11 protein-coding genes and 1 pseudogene are annotated in these 16,010 nt (G+C 69.3%); 5 read left to right on the top strand and 7 right to left on the bottom strand.

Features of this window, described 5'->3' with window-relative positions:
- Nucleotides 1–4: 4 nt before the first annotated feature.
- Both ABT115_RS04585 and ABT115_RS04590 read right to left on the bottom strand, forming a co-directional pair.
- Nucleotides 5–940 carry a hypothetical protein gene (locus tag ABT115_RS04585; protein WP_351783975.1) on the bottom strand — a complete coding sequence of 312 codons (936 nt, stop codon included), beginning with the start codon at nt 938–940 and terminating at the stop codon, nt 5–7.
- Nucleotides 941–973: 33 nt separating this feature from the next.
- Nucleotides 974–5,392, bottom strand: coding sequence for a hypothetical protein (locus tag ABT115_RS04590; RefSeq protein WP_351783977.1), 4,419 nt, complete (start codon nt 5,390–5,392; stop codon nt 974–976).
- Nucleotides 5,393–6,271: 879 nt separating this feature from the next.
- Between ABT115_RS04590 and ABT115_RS04595 the strand changes: the two genes are divergently transcribed.
- Both ABT115_RS04595 and ABT115_RS04600 read left to right on the top strand, forming a co-directional pair.
- Nucleotides 6,272–6,574: a DUF4277 domain-containing protein gene (locus tag ABT115_RS04595; RefSeq protein WP_351783979.1), complete on the top strand. Its 303-nt coding sequence runs from the start codon at nt 6,272–6,274 to the stop codon at nt 6,572–6,574.
- 299 nt (nt 6,575–6,873) lie between these two features.
- On the top strand, nt 6,874–8,259 hold the full coding sequence (locus ABT115_RS04600) for an MFS transporter (RefSeq protein ID WP_351783981.1): 1,386 nt from the start codon (nt 6,874–6,876) through the stop codon (nt 8,257–8,259).
- Between the two features lie 54 nt (nt 8,260–8,313).
- Here ABT115_RS04600 and ABT115_RS04605 read toward each other — a convergent pair whose 3' ends face one another.
- From ABT115_RS04605 to ABT115_RS04620, 4 genes are all read right to left on the bottom strand, one after another.
- On the bottom strand, nt 8,314–8,793 hold the full coding sequence (locus ABT115_RS04605; protein WP_351783983.1) for an NUDIX hydrolase: 480 nt from the start codon (nt 8,791–8,793) through the stop codon (nt 8,314–8,316).
- Nucleotides 8,794–8,823: 30 nt separating this feature from the next.
- Complete coding sequence (gene lnt / locus ABT115_RS04610; protein WP_351783985.1) at nt 8,824–10,425, bottom strand: apolipoprotein N-acyltransferase; 1,602 nt, start codon at nt 10,423–10,425, stop codon at nt 8,824–8,826.
- A 265-nt stretch (nt 10,426–10,690) separates the two neighbouring features.
- The gene (locus ABT115_RS04615) at nt 10,691–11,254 is read right to left on the bottom strand and encodes a hypothetical protein (protein ID WP_351783987.1); all 564 of its coding nucleotides are present in this window, start codon (nt 11,252–11,254) and stop codon (nt 10,691–10,693) included.
- A gap of 59 nt (nt 11,255–11,313) precedes the next feature.
- Nucleotides 11,314–12,099, bottom strand: a complete 786-nt coding sequence (locus ABT115_RS04620; RefSeq protein WP_351783989.1) for a glutamate racemase — start codon at nt 12,097–12,099, stop codon at nt 11,314–11,316.
- Between the two features lie 58 nt (nt 12,100–12,157).
- Here ABT115_RS04620 and ABT115_RS04625 point away from each other — a divergent pair, with 58 nt between their 5' ends.
- Nucleotides 12,158–13,330 carry a glycosyltransferase gene (locus ABT115_RS04625; RefSeq protein ID WP_351783991.1) on the top strand — a complete coding sequence of 391 codons (1,173 nt, stop codon included), beginning with the start codon at nt 12,158–12,160 and terminating at the stop codon, nt 13,328–13,330.
- Between the two features lie 52 nt (nt 13,331–13,382).
- Here ABT115_RS04625 and ABT115_RS04630 read toward each other — a convergent pair.
- A pseudogene (locus ABT115_RS04630) lies at nt 13,383–13,517 on the bottom strand (Tellurium resistance); the annotation flags it as partial.
- A gap of 201 nt (nt 13,518–13,718) precedes the next feature.
- Between ABT115_RS04630 and ABT115_RS04635 the strand changes: the two are divergent.
- Both ABT115_RS04635 and ABT115_RS04640 read left to right on the top strand, forming a co-directional pair.
- On the top strand, nt 13,719–15,329 hold the full coding sequence (locus tag ABT115_RS04635; protein WP_351783993.1) for an amidase: 1,611 nt from the start codon (nt 13,719–13,721) through the stop codon (nt 15,327–15,329).
- A 204-nt stretch (nt 15,330–15,533) separates the two neighbouring features.
- Nucleotides 15,534–16,007: a DUF6643 family protein gene (locus tag ABT115_RS04640; protein ID WP_351783995.1), complete on the top strand. Its 474-nt coding sequence runs from the start codon at nt 15,534–15,536 to the stop codon at nt 16,005–16,007.
- Nucleotides 16,008–16,010: the final 3 nt, after the last annotated feature.

A 16,010-nucleotide genomic window follows, 5' to 3' on the forward strand; every position in this document is an offset into this window, starting at 1 on the left:
CATATCAGGCACCCATCCCTTCAGGCGGTTCTTCGGTGTCCAGGCGGACTTCACGGCCATCGACGATGGTCCAGCACTCCAATTCGTACGGCCAGAGCCGGGGCAGGTGCGCATGGGCCTCGGCCGGTTCCGGAAAGACATAGGCAATGGTCTCGATCGGCCGTTCCGGCCCGAGGGCATCATTACGCCGCGCCGCGCAGGCGTCGCGCATCTCCAGCGCCGATACCGTCCGCCCGATCACAACAATCCTCAGATCGTGCTCGTCATCGCCGTAGAGGCCGCTGATGTCGTGCTCGTAAAAATACGGCGTCTGCAGAAAGCCGCCCTCGTCGGTGATTCCCATGCGCCGATGTGCCGGCTTGGCCTGGGACAGAGCGGTCTCCGCATCCACGCCCAGGTCGTGGAATTGCACAAGCGTGGTGTCGTTGGCCCCATGAACCACCTGCCACGGACCGTGATCCAGCCAGCGACGGGACACCAGCGAGCGATGGCCGTCGCCTCGGAAGGCGCAGGCCCAGCCGTGCGGAAAGTGGTTCTGCCCAAAGGTGGGCACATCCACGTCCCTGTAGGGAGAGTCTCGCGTGTACCACTCGGGGTGGAGAGTTCGGAACGAGGCGACCGAAAAGGGCAGCTGGCTCAGCAGTTCGACCAGGCGCTCCCGACCCTCCGGGAAGTCGAAGGAGGCCGCCACAAGAGGCCCTGCGGGGCCTCCGGCTTGGATCGAGAGGTAGCCCCCGGACACATCCCCGAAGGTGGCACGCACGCCGCGCGCATTCGCATGCTGCTTGTGCCATTCGGCCGTGGGTGAAACCTCTCGGTAATTCACCTTCACCTTGCGCGGGACAGTGGAATCGCCCCACAGCCGCCACGCCATCAAGGTGTCGGCAACGGCGACCGGTGCCGATGTCCGCAGTGCCATGGTGATTCGCCCCAGCTTCACTTGCATTCCCTCCGCAGACGCCGGGTCGGCATACTACTGCTCAATACCCAGCCATGCCCCGAGTCCATCCAGCCACTTGGTGATCGCGGTGTCGTTCGCAAGGTCGACCCCCTTGCCGCCGTTGATGCCATCGCCTGGCTCTGCATATAAATTCCCATTTTCATTGTATATTTCCGTCCGCTCACCTTTCGAGTTGTAGACCTCAATCCTCAGGCTGCTGCTACCGGCATCACTGAGATAGTCGACCATCCAGTCCCGGTTGGCCCACAGTCCGCGGTAGTCCGGAAACAGCACCCTCGCCCCCTTGAGGGTGAGATTCTTCCCCTTGACGTTGATGGTCATGCCGACGCCGACCATGTCCCGCATGGCATCCAACTGCTCGAAGGCCCGGTCATCCAGTTTGCCCGTGTAGTTCTTGACCTCGATGGCGGTCGCGTCATTGCCTTCGACACGCACTTTGTCGAGGTGACGCTCCATGCCGATGTCTATACCCTGATCACTCGCCTCCTTCTTGGTCACCGTGACCTGGCTGTACTCGGGTTTAAACAGCTCCTGGTACCAGCGCTCCCCCACGCTTCCGCGGTCCGCACTGGTGAGATTGGCACTCAGATCTCGCAGCATGACAGCGCTGAGCGCATTGATGGCATCCTGGTCGGTCTGGCACCCCTTTCTTATTTCCGCGAACCTCGGATCCCCCTTGATCACGTGCGGGCTGGTGATATGCGCGATCATCCATTGACGCATCGGCTCTTTGGCCTGACTCCGCACCGGACGGTACGGCCGTCCCCCCGGATCCGGCATCAGATCGATGAAGGAGTCGGGGAGATTGTTGAGGAATCCATCGGGAAGCTCGGGAAGATTCTTACGAACGTCGGACGGAATCTTCTCCGGATCTATATTCAGGCCGGCGAATGCCTCTATGAATTTACGCAGAGACCTCTGTGGATCCTTGCCACCCAGGAGCTCGAAGGCTTCTTCCTTTCCTGTGTTCGGAGGGAATCTTTCTTCTCCTCTTCCGGTATCCGGCTCTATCTTCCCGGTATCGGGGTCGTACCACATTTTCGGCTTGTCAGTATTCCCTGACGTCCGCCTGAGATACCAGACGTTGTTCAGTCGGTACCACTCGTGGTAATCCGGCGGATCCTTCGGCGGTCTTTCGGCTGCCACATACCCCCGCCCCGGATCCAGGTTCCATTCCTTGAGGGTTTGGGCGTGCTCTTTTAATTGTTGGGTGAGGGAGGCGAGTTCGGATTCGAGTTCGGCTCGGGCGGCGGGGACGGCGTCGGCGTAGATGCGGGCGCGGTCGGCGATGATGTCGGGGAGTTTGCGGAGTTCGAGGTGGGCTTCCCAGGCCCGGGTGCCTACCGGAGGTTTGCCGTGGACACCGATCCATTCGCCGACCTGGCGCAGGAGGTTGCGGACGCGGCCGGAGAGGCCGCTGTAGCGGAGCATGGTGCGGGCGGTGGGGGTGTGGAGCTGGATGTCGGTGGGGGTGGCGTTGGGGCCGGCGATCATGCGGACGTTGGTGATCAGACCGTCGCCGTCGAGGTCGTAGTGGACGCGTACGGTGCGGCCGGGCAGGTCGGGGTCGACGGTGAGGTCGACGCGGCCGCCCAACGGGCCCAGGGCGTTGCGGAGTTCGGCTTCGATTCCGGCCTGGTCGCGGGGGCGTACGGGGCCGTCGGCGCTGCCCTGGCCGCCGGTGGGGTCGATGTCGGAGGGTTTCCAGGAGGTGGCGCCGTCGGGGCCGCGGCCTGGTTGCGGAGTGCCGCCGGGGGTACCGCCGTCGGGGGTCGGGCCCGGGGTGTCCGGTTTGGGGGCGGAGGGGGCGTCGGGGGTGGGGACTTCGGTCTTGGGCGCCCCCGGGGCATCCGGGGCGCCGGACGCGTCCGAGGTCTTGGGAGTATCCGGGGTCTTGGGGGCGTCCGGGGCGTCGGCTTCGGGGGGCTTGACACTCAGGGATTCCGGGACCTTGAGGCGGATGTTTCCCAGGAGTTTCTCCGAGCCCAGCTGGACCCGGTGCGTCAGCGCCTGGACACGCGGGTTGGCCATCACACCGGTGGCCGCCACCGTGGTGGCCGCCGTCAGCATGGCCTGCTGCCAGCTGTACTGCTGGCCGGTGATGGCGGCTGCGCCGGCCTCCAGACCGACCTCGACCGCCACCTCGACCACCATCTCGACCGTGACACGCGCGACCGTGCCCAGTGCGGTCTTGGCGACGGCGGCCGAGGCGCCTCCGCCGATCGCACCGCCGATGGCGCCGAAGAGGGCCGCTTTGCCGACGCCCTCCATGAGCGGGGCGCCGTTCATCACGTTGCTGACCATCGCGCCGACCGCGCCCGCCGCCGCTCCCACGATGGCGCCACCGACGATGGTCCCGATCACGCCCGCGACGGCGGCACTCGCACCCAGCGTCCCGGCGATCGCGCCGACGGCACCGATCACCAACGGCCCGAGCGCGATCGTCAGCGCGATGACGACGACGATGACGACGATGAAGGTGAGGACGGTGTGCCAGCGCGGTTTGACCTTGGCGGCTGCTTTGTCCGCCTCCTCGGTGATCTTCGGGTGGATCTCGTCCTTCCCTGTCCCCGTGGCCGCCTTCTTCAAGGCGTCCGCGATGGCCTTGACCTGCCCGTCCGCCCCCTGCTCGAACTTGCCCGCGAGGTCGGTGTACGCCTTGTCGAGGCCCTCCAGGACCTGCTTGTTGGCGTCCGCGTAGCCGCTCTGCATGGTCTTCGCGGTCCGGGCGAAGGACTGCTGGACCTGCCGCAGCCCGCTCACCGTCCGGGAGGCGGTACTCGTCAGCGTCTCGCCGGTGGACGTCGCGGTCCGGACGGCGGACTCCGAGGCGGACCGGGCTGTCTCCGCCATCCCTCGCGCCGCTTGCTTCGCCGCCGCGGCAAGCGATGCGCCGGCCTGCCCCGCCTGCGAACGCAGTTGCTCGGCCACGCCCTCCAGCCGCTCGTCGAACTGCGCGCCGGTGTTCCGTAACACCTCCTCGAGCTGCTCGGGATCGGGCGTCTCGTCCTGGCCGAGGATCTTGAGGAACCCCCTGAGGCTGCGGTCCAGGCCATCGCGCGCCGTCGTCACCCCTCTGGCGACCGCGGCGGTGGCACCGGCCGCGTTGCGTTCGACGGCCTGCCGCTGCTGAGCCGCCTGGCCCCGTATCGCCGCGATCTGCGAGCTCTGTAGTTGGGCCAGGCTCGCCTCGGCGGCGCCCAGGGCCTGGCCGATGCCCTGCAGCGAGGCCGTCTTGGCGTCGGCGGCACCCTGGACGGACTGCTGGTGCCCGTCGGCCAGGCCCTTCTTGCTCTGCTGGAGCACCGTGTCCAGGGACTCGCGGACGTCGTCGGCGACCTGCCGGACCGTCTTCTCGGCGTCCGGCCTGCCCTTCTTCATGTCGGCGATGGGATCGTCCGCCGCTTTGGGTAACTCCTTCCTGTACGCGTCGCCGACCGCGGTGGCGGCGTCCGCCCGCGCCTTGCACCGGTTGTCGGTGAGCGGGCCGTCCCACCAGTTGTCGTCGCGGTGGATCATCTTGGCGCGGTACTGCTCGGCGCGCTTCTTGCCCTCGCCGGCCGCCAGGTCCCCCGCTTCCTTCGCGGCGTCCCTGATCCGTTGTTCCGTCCGCCCATACAACTCGCCGAGCCTGGTGATCTGTTCATCCTGCTTGCCGGTGACGGCCTCGCCCGCCGTACGAAAGCCGCTGTCCATCGCTGTACGCGCGCCGGAGGCCGACGCTCCCATCCCCGCGACCGCCGCCGAGTGACCAGCCTCCACCTGCGCACGGGCCAACCGCGCCTGCGCCTGGATGCGCGACCGAGCATTCCGTACCGCCGTCCGCACCGCCGCCACACCGGACGTCTCGGCCGAGCCGATCTCCCCCAGCGCCGCCGCCTTGACGCCGTTGATCTGCTGGGTGAGCTGCGGCACCAGGCCGGCCAACTCCGCCGACTTCGCCCGGCGTCCGGCCGTGAACGCGGCGATCTTCTCCTGGGAGATGGCGCGGTCCTGGGACAGGGCCTGCTTGTAGTCCTGTATCTCCTCCTCGTGCTGCGCCGGCGACTGCCCCCACAGCGGCGGCATCAGCGGCTCTACGTCCAGTTCGGTGAAGCCGGTGCCCGAACCGTCGCCGCCCTGGTCGGCTCCCTGGTCAGCGCCCTGCGCGCTCCTGCCCGGCCCGTCAGGAGGCTGCCCGCCGTCCCGCCACTCGTGCCCCCGGTCCCGATCCTGGTCCCGGCCATGCTCCCCCTCTTCCTCACCGGGATGCGGCCCCCGCTCGCGTCCGGGCGCCCCTTTCCCTTCCCCTTCCTGGGCCTTACGGTGTTCCTTCAGCAGCGAAGCGGCCGACCGCTGCCTGGTACGGGCGGCCCGCAGCTCGCCCTGGCGCGCGTTCACGGTGGCGGCGGCAGCAGCGGCACCACCGTCCGGCAGCCGCTCGGGCAGCACGGACGCGTCTGCGGGCGAACCGTCCCGCTGCGGCCGACCCGGCTTCTCGTCATCCCTCGCTTCCCTGACGGAGGGAGGGCGGGCGGAATGAGGGCCGGCAGAAGGCGAGTCGGCGAAACGAGGTACAGCAGGTCGTGGCCCGGCGGCCCCGTCACCGGCGGCGTCTTGGGCCCCCGGGGCGCCTCCGGGAACAGCGACCCGGCCCGGCGGAATGCCTCCGGGCCGCTGCTCCTGGGCGCCGGCTCCCCCCGGCGCCTGCCCCGCCTGGCCCGCCTGACCGACCGGTCCGACGGGGGCGCCCTGACCGGCCGGCCCACCCGTCGGGCTTTGCCGTAGGGGGGCGGCGGGCGGCCGCTGCGCGGCGAGCAGCCGCGACACCGCGGCATTGCCCGCGCCACGCTGTAATCGCTGGACGGAACGGAGGTTGAGCGTGCTGCGGGTACGTCCGGCCAGCTGCGGCGTCCGCTGCTCCTCGCGCGACTCGGCCCGCGGTTCCGGGACTTTCGAGGCTTTCGGGTCGTCTTTTTTGGGCGCGCTTTCCTGAGCATGCACGGCAGGCCGGTCCTGTGAGCGAAGGTGCGGAAGCGTCCGAACCCGAGCTTCCCTCAGCCGACACAGATGGATCAGGGCCATTGAGGCAGCGGCGAGGGCAATCCCGTTGCCCTCCGTAACACCGGCGCTTCACGCTGACGCGGTATGCCGAACCCCGCGGCCGGAGTGCCTCTAGTCCCGTACTTCGCGGGTCGTTGATTCGTATGGTGTGACCGGTCCGGGAGTGTCCCGGGCCGGTGGTGTGGCGTTGGTCCAGGTGTGTCGATGACTTCCCGGTCCCCGCGGCCACGGTCCCAGCGTCAGCGCCTTGAGCGCGTGGTGACGTCCGTGGTGGAGAAGCGTCTGGGCGCTCTGCCTGTCGCTGCCGAGTTTCTGCGCCAGCTGGATGTTGCCGGGGTCGTCGATGAGTTGTGTCCCGGCGGCGCGAGCTCCCATCTGACGCACGGACAGGTCATCGAGGCGCTGGTGGCCAACCGGCTGACCTCGCCCGCACCACTGGTGCGGGTCGGGGACTGGGCCCGCACCTGGGCGGTGCTCCGCAGAAACCCGCCAGGCCTGACCGCGGGCGCGCGGAAGGGGAGAACACTACCCGCCCGATCCGCCCGAATGCCGAAGTTCAACGCTGCGTAGTCAGCACCAAGTCAGCACGGGACAGGTGATCAGGGTTCTGACATGCGGTTTCAGGTCAGCACCAAACCAGCACGGGAGTCAGCACCAGGGCAATAAACCATGCCTAATAGCGCAATCCTGACAGGCGCCTGCCGGCCTTCAATACGGTCCTCGAAGCAGTCTCGACGTGCCTGTCATAGTGGCCCCGCGCACACCCGGCCCAAGAACTATGGTGTCCCGCCACATGTGCCTCTGACCTGCCCATTCCTACGGTGTGGCGACACGAAACCGTCCCCGCCAACCGCCCGGAAGTGGTGTTCATGGCTGCCTCGGCATCCGCCCCGCCGACCACCCGCTCACTCAAGCGCATCGTCGCCGCAAGCCTCATCGGCACCACCATCGAGTGGTACGACTTCTTCCTGTACGGGTCAGCTGCCGCGCTGGTCTTCAACAAGCTGTTCTTCCCCGAGTCGGACCCGCTCGTCGGCACGCTCCTCTCCTTCCTCACCTACGCGGTCGGCTTCGCCGCCCGGCCGCTCGGGGCCCTGGTGTTCGGGCACTACGGTGACCGGCTCGGCCGCAAGAAGCTGCTGGTGCTCAGTCTGTTGATGATGGGCGGATCGACGTTCGCCATCGGGCTGTTGCCGACGCATGCCACAGTCGGGTCCGCCGCTCCCGTACTGCTCACCGTCCTGCGTCTGGTGCAGGGCTTCGCTCTCGGTGGTGAGTGGGGCGGGGCCGTGCTGCTGGTGTCGGAGCACGGGGACGCCAAGCGGCGCGGGTTCTGGGCCTCCTGGCCGCAGACGGGTGCACCGGCGGGACAGTTGCTCGCCACCGGGGTGCTCTCCGCGCTCACCGCGTTGATGTCGGACTCGGCCTTCGAGGCATGGGGCTGGCGCATCCCCTTCCTGCTCTCCGGAGTCCTGGTGCTCATAGGCCTGTGGATTCGACTCTCTGTCGATGAATCGCCGGTGTTCAAGGCCGCGCTGGCGCAGGCCGAGGAACGCAGGTCCGCTGCGGGGGCGGCCGAGAAGATGCCGCTCGTCGCAGTGCTGCGGCACCACTGGCGCGATGTGCTGATCGCCATGGGAGCCCGGATGGCGGAGAACATCAGCTACTACGTCATCACGGCGTTCATCCTCGTCTACGCGACCACCGCGACGGACCTGAGCAAGCAGACTGCGCTCAACGCGGTCCTCATCGCCTCGGCCGTCCACTTCGCGGTCATCCCGATGTGGGGCGCGCTGTCGGACCGGTTCGGGCGCAAGCCCATCTATCTCGTCGGTGCGATCGGCGTGGGGCTGTGGATGTTCCCGTTCTTCGCGCTGATCGACACCCGGAGCTTCGGAAGTCTGCTGCTCGCCGTCACTGTCGGGCTCATCCTCCACGGCGCCATGTACGCACCGCAGGCGGCCTTCTTCTCGGAGATGTTCGCGACCCGGATGCGGTACTCGGGAGCGTCGATCGGGGCGCAGTTCTCATCGGTCGCGGCCGGTGCCCCGGCGCCGCTCATCGCCACCGCGCTGCTCGCGGACTTCGGCAGCTCGACGCCCATCTCGCTGTACGTCATCGCCGCGGCGCTCATCACCGTGCTGGCGGTCGCCTGCGCCAAGGAGACCAGGCACCGGGATCTCGCGGACGTCGAGCGGGCTGCCGCGGAGCCGGACGCACCCGCGGCGCTGTCGGCCGACGCCCGAAGCGTCTGAGCCGTGCTCGCCGGGCGGGCCGGAGAACCGGGCCCGCCCGGCGAGCACCGGATGTCACTGCTGGGCAGTGGGTTCGAACCAAGTGGGTTCGTCGGTCAGGGACTGCTTGATCCGGAAGAGCCCGAACTCGCTCAACGGGGGCAACGCGTCCACCGGGAACCAGCCCACCTCCAGCGACTCGTCGTCGTTGACGCGTGCCTCGCCACCGGTCGCCCGGCAGCGGAAGGTGACGTCCAGGTACTGGCAGCGGTCGCCGTTGGCGTACTGCACCGGCGCCAGGGCCTGGGTGAGCACCACCCGCTCCGCCACACAGCGCACAGCGGTCTCTTCGTACACCTCGCGCTCCGCTGTCGCCGCCGGCTGCTCACCCGGCTCGCAGATGCCGCCGATGACCGACCACTTGCCGGTGTCGGAACGGCGTCCGAGTAGGACTCTGCCCTCGTCGTCGAAGACCACGGCGGTGACCCCCGGCAGCAGGAGCAGTTGCTGGCCCGCGGTGGCGCGGATCTCGCGGATGAAATCAGGAGTAGCCATGGGTTTGACCCTACGTGGCGCGCGAGTGGATCAGCGGCTCCGCCGGAGCCGTACCGAACGGACGGTGGCCCAGCCGAGCCCCGCCACGGCGATCAGTGCGAGGACTGCTTCGGGGAGCGCGCCCATCCGGGTGGCGGGCGTGAGCGAGGACCTCAGCGGCACCTCGTCCACGAGCGCGTCCGCGGTGAACGGCTCCGTCTGCTGGGCGACCGTCCCGTCCGGACGGATTATCGCGCTGACCCCACTGGTGACGGGGACGACGACGGACCTGCTGTGCTCGACCGCCCGCACTCTGGACATGGCCAGCTGCTGATAGGTCATCTCACTGCGCCCGAAAGTGGCGTTGTTGCTGGGCACGGCGATCAGTTGGCCGCCGTGCTCGACCGTGTCCCGTACGGCGTCGTCGAACGCGGCCTCGTAACAGGTCACGAGCCCCACGTCCGTACCCGCCAGATCGAAGACGCCGACCTTCTCTCCGGGGCCGAAGTCCCGCTGCACACGGTCCACCTCGGAGCTGAAATGGCGTACGAAGGAGCGCATCGGGATGTACTCGCCGAACGGCTGGATGTGGCGCTTGTCGTATGTGCTGACAGGCCCCTTCTCCGGATCCCACTGAATGAGGGTGTTGCGCAGCTTGCCGGTGTCGGGCTCGACCACCGCCCCGATGACGGTGGGTACGCCTATCGCCTTCACCGCCTCGTCGATCACGATCCGGGCGTCGGCGTTCCGGTAGGGGTCGAGGTCGGAGGAGTTTTCCGGCCACAGGACGAAGTCGGGCTGGGGAACCTTGCCCGACTTCACATCCTGGGCGAGCTGTTCCGTGCGGCGCGCATGGTTGTCGAGAACGGCGCGGCGCTGAGCGTTGAAGTCGAGTCCGAGCTGCGGCACGTTGCCCTGGATCGCGGCGACGGTCGCGGTGCCGTCCTCGGCCGAGTCGTCCACGAGCGGCTGGGCGGCGAATGCGGCGGCGATGGGTACGAGAACGGTCGCGGTGGCTGCGGCGACGGCGGCCCCGGGCATTTCACTCGTGCTGCGGTAGATACGGAACTGACGTACCGCTTCATAGAGACCGAAGCCGCACAGCACCACCGCGAAGGAGAGCAGCGGCGTGCCCCCCACGGCCGCGAGCGGCAGGAACATGCTGTCCGCCTGCCCGAAGGCGATCTTCCCCCAGGGAAAGCCGCCGAACGGCACCCTGGCCCGGATCCCCTCGTCGAGGATCCAGACAGCGGCGGCCCACACGGGCCAGCAGGCGAGGCGGGAGACTGCGGCAATGCCGATACAGCCGACCGCGATGAACAGTGCCTCGGCCGCTGCGAGCGCCAGCCATGGCACCGGACCGACCTCTTCGCCTGTCCAGTGCAACAGCGGCAGCATGAAGCCCAGTCCGGCGAGGAGGCCGAGGCCGAACGCGGCGCGCAGCCTGCGTTCGTACAGCACCCAGCCGAGCAGGGCGAAACCTGGCAGAACCAGCCACCACAGGGGCCGGGGCGGGAAGCTCAGGTACAGCAGCACCCCCGAAATCACGGCGGCTGCAGGCCGTACGAGCCGCGATATCAGCCGTCTTCCCAGGCGTGTGGGGGTTGTTACGGGCTGCTGCGGGTCGTCGACTGGAGTGATGGTGGCGCTCACCCGGCGGAGTCTACGGTGGTCTGCTGTGTGCCGGGCAGTCCCGATCACGTGACGCAACCCTGCACGCCGGATCGTTTCGCCACTTTCCCGCACAGATCCGGACCGCTGCCGTTACCGTGTCTGCCAGTCCCCATACGATCGGCTCGGCCGGATCCGGTCGCAGCCCGCCGCACGCGGCGAGCGGACCCGATCAGAGATCACCCGACAGCCTCTGAGCCGGTCTCGGATCTTGAAGCTCAGCCACACCGGACGCGGGCCACGTGGATCACGCCCCGGCCGATGCGCCGGTCGCCGACAGATGCAGGCGCTCGCGGATGAACCGTACGCCCGCTTCCGCATCGTCGACCGTGATGGTGAACGTCCTGCCGTCACCGAGGCGGAGCACCAGGCCCTCACCCCTGCGGACCACCACGGCCGTGCCCTGCTCGGGGCGCCAGCGGTAGCCCCAGCCGCCCCACTGGCGTGGGGTGACCCGGGGTGCGAACTCCGCACCCACCACATGGGTGAGCAGAATCCGGCGGCGCGGCAGGCCCATGTGGCCGCAGCGCACTTCAAGAGCGTCCCCGTCGACCCTGACGGCCACGTTCACAAAGGCGAGGGTGCCGAACAGCATGAGCAGACCGGCGGCGACGCAGCCGATCACGGACATCAGCAGCGGTGCGATTCCGGAGGCCCAGTCAGAAGTGACAGCCAGGTGAATGCCAAGCGCCAGACAGGCCGCGCCTGCGGCGGCGAGTACCCACTGGGCCCGGTTGGTGGCCCGGCCGATCCAGACGTCGGAGTGGGGGTCGGCTCCGGTGTCCCTCGGTTTTCGGGGGTGGTGCCTCATGTCAAGCAGCGTACTCAGGATTCCGCACGCAGGGGACGGGGCCCATGGCGTCCGCAGGGTCAGCGTGCGGGGCTGACGGCCCCCAGCAGCTGCCCCTCGGCGTAGGCCAGAGCGGGTTCCGGCAGCTCGGCGGTGCGCCCGCTGAGGAGCACGGTGAGACCGGCGGCCGGTTCCGCCGACGGGGCGGGTGCGACCCCGATTCGGCGCAGTGCCTGGGCGGCGACGGCACCGGCGGAGCCGTGCAGCGCGACCGGAGGCAGACCGGGCTGCCGAACGGCGGCGCGGATGCGTTCGGCGACCAGTTCGTAATGGGTGCAGCCCAGGACAACGGCCCGCACATCGCGCGGTGTGAGTGCGGCGGCTTCGGCGATGGCCCGGTCGATCGCCGGTTCGTCCGCGTGCTCCACGGCGTCGGCGAGGCCTGGGCACGGAACCTCGGTGACGGCGACGGTGCCGGCGAATTCCCGGATGAGCCCTCGCTGGTACGGGCTGCCCGTGGTGGCGGGCGTGGCCCAGATCGCGACGGGGCCGCCACCGGCGACGGACGGCTTGATGGCGGGAACGGTGCCGATGACCGGCAGTGCGGGTTCCAGCTCGGAGCGGAGCGCCGGCAGGGCGTGTACGGAGGCCGTGTTGCAGGCGACGATCAGTGCGTCGGGACGGTGGCCGGCGGCCGCGCGGGCCACGTCCAGCGCGCGGGCGGTCACGTCCTCGGGGGTTCGCGGCCCCCAGGGCATGCTGCCGGGGTCCGAGGAGAGCACCAGATCGGCGTCCGGCCTCAGGCGGCGTACCGCGGCGGCGGCCGCGAGCAGGCCGATTCCGGAGTCCATGAGCGCGATCTTCACCCGGTCACCTTAGTCGACCGCCCTTGCGGTTCCGTCACAGTGGGGCAGACTGCGGCAAATGAGTGCCGTTGCCTGGATCGCCGTGGGTTCGCTGGCCGCATGGTTGTGGCTGCTGCTGGGACAAGGGTTCTTCTGGCGGACCGACCAGCGGCTGCCGCGCCGGGAGGCCCCGGAGCGCTGGCCGTCGGTGGCGGTCATCGTGCCCGCACGTGACGAGGCAGACATGCTTCCGGCGAGTCTGCCGTCGCTGATGGCGCAGGACTATCCGGGGGTCGCGGAGATCTTCCTCGTCGACGACTGCAGCAAGGACGGCACTGGGGACGTCGCCCGTGCGCTGTCCGTACGGTACGGCGGCCTGCCGGTAACGGTGGTGTCGCCCGGTGAGCCGGAGCCGGGCTGGACGGGCAAGCTCTGGGCCGTGCGGCACGGGATCTCGCTGGCCCGGTCCCGGGAGCCGGAGTATCTGCTGCTGACGGACGCGGATATCGCGCATGAGCCGGACAGCCTGCGGGGGCTGGTCGCCGCTGCCGTGCCGGGCGGGTTCGACCTGGTCTCGCAGATGGCCCGGCTGCGGGTGTCGAGTGTCTGGGAACGGCTGGTCGTTCCGGCCTTCGTGTACTTCTTCTCGCAGCTCTATCCCTTCCGGTGGGTGAACCGGAAGGGGGCGCGGACGGCCGCGGCGGCAGGTGGCTGTGTGCTGCTGCGGACCGGGGCCGCGGACCGGGCCAGGGTGCCGGACTCGATCCGGCAGGCGGTGATCGACGATGTTTCGCTGGCGCGGGCGGTGCAGCGCAGCGGCGGGCGGATCTGGCTGGGGCTCGCGGAGCGGGTGGACAGCGTGCGGCCGTATCCGCGGCTGGCCGATCTGTGGCGGATGGTGTCGCGGAGTGCGTACGCCCAGTTGCGGCACAGTCCGCCGCTGCTCCTCGGGACGGTGCTGGGGCTCGCGCTGGTCTATCTCGCGCCGCCGGCCACGCTCGTCGCCGGGCTTCTGAGCGGTGCTCCGGTCGCGGCGTGGGCGGGCGGGCTGGCGTGGGCGGTGATGACCGGGACGTACATGCCGATGCTGGGCTACTACCGGCAGTCGCTGTGGCTGGCGCCGCTACTGCCGTTCACCGCTGTGCTGTACCTGCTGATGACGGTCGATTCGGCGGTTCAGCACCACCGGGGGCGGGGCGCGGCCTGGAAGGGGCGTACGTACGCCCGTCCCGAGGCCGCGCCGGACCGTTGAGCGCAGCCCGCCGTGGGCCGATCGCCGCATTTCCGGCCGGACCCCCGGGGGGTCATTTACGACCGGGTGTCCAGTTCATTCCCCACCCGTAGGCGTAGTCGATGGTGCGCTGCGGGCTGACGCCACGCTCGGGTACGAGATAGCGGGCCTCGCGCTGCACCGAGAGGTCTCCCCCGTTGTTGGTCAGGGCATGATCAAGTTCCGTAGGTGTCCGGATCGTTGGTGATGCCCAGGATCGGCGGGGTACCCACTACGTATTCAGCGTTGCTCGACGCGGTCCGGGGCGAGGAGAGCGGCAAAGACGGCGGCGGGCTCGGCGCCCCCGTCGGCGGAGCGAGGCGCAGAAGTTTCTTGCGCCCGGCGATCCTTCTGGAGTGGGCTGTCCCCTATGAAGAAAAGAAGCATTGCGGCACTGACCGCGGCCCTGGCCGTGGCACCCCTTCTCACGGTGGGTGTGCCGGGGCAGCGTGCGGTGGCCGCCGACTCCGGTGCCGACGGTTCCTCGTCCTCCACCGAGTCGACGCTCCTGCGCGGAGTGGACCTGGAGACGGTGACGATCCCCGAGTTACAGGCGCGCATGAAGCGCGGTTCCCTGACGTCGTCGGAGCTGACCCTGTCGTACCTCCGTCGGATCAAGGCCATCGACCCGGAGATCAACGCGGTGCTGCGCACCAGCCCGACGGCCCTGCGCCAGGCGGCCGCCAGCGATGTCAGGCATCGTCTCGGAAAGGTCCGCGGTCCGCTCGACGGCATCCCCGTCTTGCTGAAGGACAATGTGAACACCCGCGACATGCCGACGACGGCCGGTTCGCTGGCGCTGGCCGGAAGTCCGCCGGACACGGACGCGGACCTGGTCCGAAGGCTGCGCGCGGCAGGCGCGGTGATCCTCGGCAAGGCCAACATGTCCGAATGGGCCAACTTCCGCGCGGCGAAGCCGACGTCGGGCTGGTCGGCGGTGGGCGGCCAGACAAACAACCCGTACGTCCTGGACCGGAATCCGTGCGGATCGTCCTCCGGTTCGGCCGCCGCGCTCGCCGCGTCGTTGGCGCAGGTGGCGATCGGCACCGAGACGGACGGCTCCATCGTGTGCCCGGCCGGGATGAACGGGGTCGTCGGGCACAAGCCCAGCCTCGGACTGGTCAGCCAGTCCGGCGTCGTCCCGATCTCCGCAGAGCAGGACACGGCCGGCCCCATGGCACGCAACGTCATCGACACCGCGATCACCCTCTCGGTGATCAGCGGTCAGGACGCCGCGGGCGCCGACGGTGCCTTCGGTCTCACGGACACGGCCACGCGCCCCGGCGGCCTGCGCGGCAAGCGGATCGGCCTGTGGCGGCTCCCCTCGCTCGGCGCCGAGGTGGACGCCCTGATGACCCGGATCACGGCACAACTACGTGCCGCCGGGGCCCAGGTCGTCGAGGTGACGCCGCCATACCAGGACAGGCTCGCCGAACTCGAGTTCCCGGCCCTGCTGAGCGAGTTCCACCAGGACATCGACGCCTACCTGTCCACCCGCAACGGGCCTCGCGACCTCGCCGAGCTGATCGAGTTCAACCGCACGCACCCGGCCGAGCAAACCTGCTTCGCCGGCCAGGAGTTGTTCCAGCAGGCCCTGGTCGCGCCGTCGACCACAGACCCGCGCTACCGGGCCATGCGCGCCGAGCTGAAGGACCTGTCCCGGCGGTCCATCGACGAGACCATGGCCGCCCATGACCTGGACGCCATCGTCTCCCCGGCGAACCCGCCCGCCTGGACGACCGACTGCGCGCGGGGCGACAACGACGTGATCCCGTCCTCCACCCCGGCCGCCGTCGCCGGGTACCCCTCGCTGTCCGTGCCCGCCGGGTTCGTCGGCGAGTTGCCGGTCGGCCTGCTCCTGATGGCCGGCGACCACGAAGACGCCGAGTTGCTGTCGCTGGGGGCGGCGGTGGAGCAGCGGCTGGACGCCTGGCGGGCACCGCGGTACCTGCCCTCCGTGACGTCCGACGCCACTGGGTGAGGCGGCCGGCGACGGCACCGCCGCCTGTCGGCCGATGCCGTCGCCGTCCACTCGCGCTTCTGGGACTTCGGTGACCACTGCCGAGCGCGGCGATTCCCGGAGCCCCAACGATGATTGCGGTCGGGTGGACAGAACAAACGTAAAACGGATGACCCCACGATTGGGGCTCCCCAACCAGCACATCGTGGGCTTAACTTAGGTGTCATGACCTCCCCCCGCTCCACCTACGGCGGCGGCTACTACGCCGCACCGTCGTTCCCCGAAACTCCGATCTACGACTCCCTGGTCGCGGAGCGGGGCACGCCTCAGATCGCGCCGATCCGAGTGCCTGCCGCCTATGACACCGGCAACAGCTATCTGCCGGCTCTCCCGGCGGCGCTGCCGGCTCTTCCCGCGGCGCCTTCCCAGCCCAATCCGCCGTACGGCTACCAGCAGCCGGCCCAGCAGGGTTACGCGCCGATGCAGCCAGCACAGCTGCAGCACGCCCCGGCGCCGTACATCCCGCAACAGCCGACCGCGGCCCGCGGCGGGTACCAGGCGCCCTATCCGCCGCAGCAACAGCGCCCGGCGCCCGGCACCGGTTACGAGGCGATGCGTCCGGCGGCGCCGCGCCCCGCCCCGGCGCCTTCGCCTTACGAGGACCCGTACAACCGTCCGTACCAGGGCCGGGGGTACTGAGCC

This window comes from Streptomyces sp. NPDC001832, from assembly GCF_040297265.1.
In the GTDB taxonomy this organism is placed as follows: domain Bacteria; phylum Actinomycetota; class Actinomycetes; order Streptomycetales; family Streptomycetaceae; genus Streptomyces.